Annotated in this window: 1 protein-coding gene and 2 pseudogenes; 2 read left to right on the top strand and 1 reads right to left on the bottom strand. The window is 54.9% G+C overall.

Going from position 1 to position 2,783, the window contains the following annotated elements:
• Positions 1-149: 149 nt before the first annotated feature.
• A pseudogene (locus J9889_RS19655) lies at positions 150-923 on the bottom strand (IS1634 family transposase); the annotation flags it as partial.
• Between J9889_RS19655 and J9889_RS19650 the strand changes: the two are divergent.
• Positions 922-1,818, top strand: a complete 897-nt coding sequence (locus J9889_RS19650; RefSeq protein ID WP_246878143.1) for a restriction endonuclease subunit S — start codon at positions 922-924, stop codon at positions 1,816-1,818. The pseudogene J9889_RS19655 and the gene J9889_RS19650 overlap by 2 nt on opposite strands.
• 267 nt (positions 1,819-2,085) lie before the next feature.
• Positions 2,086-2,628 (top strand): annotated as a pseudogene (locus J9889_RS19645) (DUF4433 domain-containing protein); the annotation flags it as partial.
• Positions 2,629-2,783: the final 155 nt, after the last annotated feature.

Below are 2,783 nucleotides of genomic sequence, written 5' to 3'. Positions count from 1 at the left end.
GCGGCGACCAAACCAAGGTGATCGAGGTTACGGATCGAGATAGCGGGTGCGGCCATGATGATCTACCTGCAAAAGAGAGTAATAGATCAGAACGGCCGATCGCCGTCAAGCACTGAAAATAGCAAAATCAGGTGCGGAATGACGGCCTCACCAATGGCTGCCACAGCATTCCGTGCTTCCGTCAGGGTGCGCGGCACGCGGGTGATGAACAGCTGGCGCTGATGATGCAACAGGTGTAGGGTCTCGGCGCAGTACAGCGCTGCATCACCGACCAGATAGCGGCTCTCCTGCGCGGACTTGAGGCTGCGCAGGTGGCGCTTAACCGTCTCGCGAAAGGCGCTGTTATCGTTGCTGTTGCCACTGAGCGCTTGCAGGTACACCGGCAAGCCGGCCTGATTCTCACAGATCAGCTCCAGGATCACCTGATTGAGCTCTGGCCGATGGTCACGGCTGTATCCCCGCACCAGTTGCAGCCGGCCGGTCTGTTCGCCATCGGCGCAGTCATAGGCGCCATCGACGTGAAAGCTGGTGATATCAAGATGCACCGCCGTGGGCTTGAGCCCCAGCTTGGCGACCACTTGCTCGGCCATCACCTGATAAAGCGTCGACACATCGGCCGCAAACAGCGCATCCAGACAGCGCCCGAGCACATCATCATTAAGATCATCGGCGCAGAGCCCGGGGCCGATCAATCGCTCGACCGGCTTGTTGGCGAAGAACCGCGGGAACAGGTGCAAGGTGCTGCTATGGAAGCCTAAGCCGTTGATGATCATGGCCACCAACGCCTGACCATGAGAGACTTTGAAGGATTGGTTTTTGGGCAGCACCGCATCGATCATGCGGGCGATATCGAGCTCTTGGCACAGGCCAGCGACCAAGCCGAGGTGATCAAGGTTACGGATGGCGATGCGGGGAGCGGGCATGATGAGCGACCTGCAAAAAGCAGTAATAGATCAAAACAGCCGATCGCTGTCAAGCCGCGAAAAAGGGAAAATCAGGTGCGGAATGACGGTTGTAGAACAAACCGCCATTGCCAATGTGCTGTCGGATAGTGATGCGCTGATCGATGCGCTGGAACAGCTGATCGCCAAGAAACAGGCCATCAAGAGCGCCACCATGCAGCAACTGCTCACCGGCCGCACCCGCCTGCCCGCCTTCGCCCTGCGCCCCGATGGTACCCCAAAAGGCTACAAGCCCAGCGAACTGGGAGATATTCCGGAGGATTGGGAGGTTGTTTGCTTGGGTGATATCGGTCAGTCTTTGATTGGTCTTACATATAGCCCTAAAGATGTTTCTGATGATGGTGTATTAGTATTGCGGTCATCAAATGTTCAAAATGGCAGACTGGCATATGAAGATTGTGTCTTTGTTCAAATGGAGTTGCCGGACAGAGTCATGGTGAAAGAGGGCGATATACTGATATGTGTTCGAAATGGCAGTCGGCAGCTTATTGGAAAATGCGCGTTGATAGATAATAGCGCACAAGCTTTCGCATTCGGTGCATTTATGTCTGTGTATCGAACGGAAGCGTATGGTTTTGTTTTTTATCAATTCCAATCAGATATTATTCAATCGCAAATCAATGAAACAATGGGCGCAACCATAAACCAGATTACCAACAGGGATATGTCTCGTTTTAAAATAATGATGCCTAAATGTATCGAAGAACAAACCGCCATCGCCACTATTTTATCTGATATGGATAACGAGCTGCAGGCATTGACCCAGAAGCTGGAAAAGGCCCGCGCCCTGAAACAAGGCATGATGCAGCAACTGCTGACCGGCAAAATCCGCCTGCCGCTGGCGGTGGGGGCATAGACGGGGGCATAAGTGTAGCCCAACCAGATGACCGCCTCTGCCGCGAGCCTGGCCACCGGAGCCACCCAGCGCCGGATTTGCTTGACTGTTGCGTGACTGGGGCGGTTGTTAATTGGCGCGATAGATGTTTATCTATCTGAAAAGAAAGAGATACTTTTATTGTGAGTTGTTTGATGGCGTGCACAGCGGCCACCCGCATACGAAAAGCGGGTGGGGTCATCGTTGGCGTGTTTATCAAGCGCTGGGTATCGCAGGAGCTAGCCACCCATGGCCTATGACTATAGCCAGAGCCTGAATCCGCAGAAGGCGCTGATATTCCGGATCGTGCATCGGGATAACCTGGAATGGATCCTGACCCATGGTCTGTGGGCGGGGAATGGTCAGCAGCAAAACCCGCACTGGGTGCATATCGGGTTGCCGGAGCTGATTGCCAAGCGCGCGCGCCATCCGGTGCCGCTGGCGCCTTACGGCGTGTTGAATGACTATGTACCCTTCTACTTCACGCCGTTTTCGCCCATGCTCAGCAATATTCACTCAGGGCGCGGTGTTCCCCAGCGTGACAATGATGAAATCCTGATCCTGGTTTCCAGCCTGCATCGCATGGCTGAACTGGGGCTGCCGTTTGTGTTTACCGATAGCCATGCTTATTACCAGTGGGCCAATTTCTATGTCGACCTTGGCGATCTGGGGCGGATTGACTGGCCACTGTTGCAGCGCCGTGACTTCAAGCGTGATGCGGACGATTTGAGCAAGCTGGAACGCTATCAGGCCGAGGCCTTGATCCATCAACATTGCCCCATCGAGGCGTTGCTGGGCGTGGTGTATCTATTCACCAGGACGGGGTTGACGGCATCAGTTCTGCCGGGATGGGATAATCTGTCTTCTCGATGCACGCCCTGACCACGGCCCTCAACCACTCCTGTGGGCAGCGGCCCAATCGCTTGCCGGTCTCCACCAACGACAGG

The organism is Aeromonas sp. PrichA-15 (assembly GCF_017939245.1).
GTDB lineage: Bacteria > Pseudomonadota > Gammaproteobacteria > Enterobacterales > Aeromonadaceae > Aeromonas > Aeromonas caviae.
The sequence above is the reverse complement of the archived record's forward strand: the minus strand, read 5'-3'. Positions and strand labels throughout refer to the sequence as shown.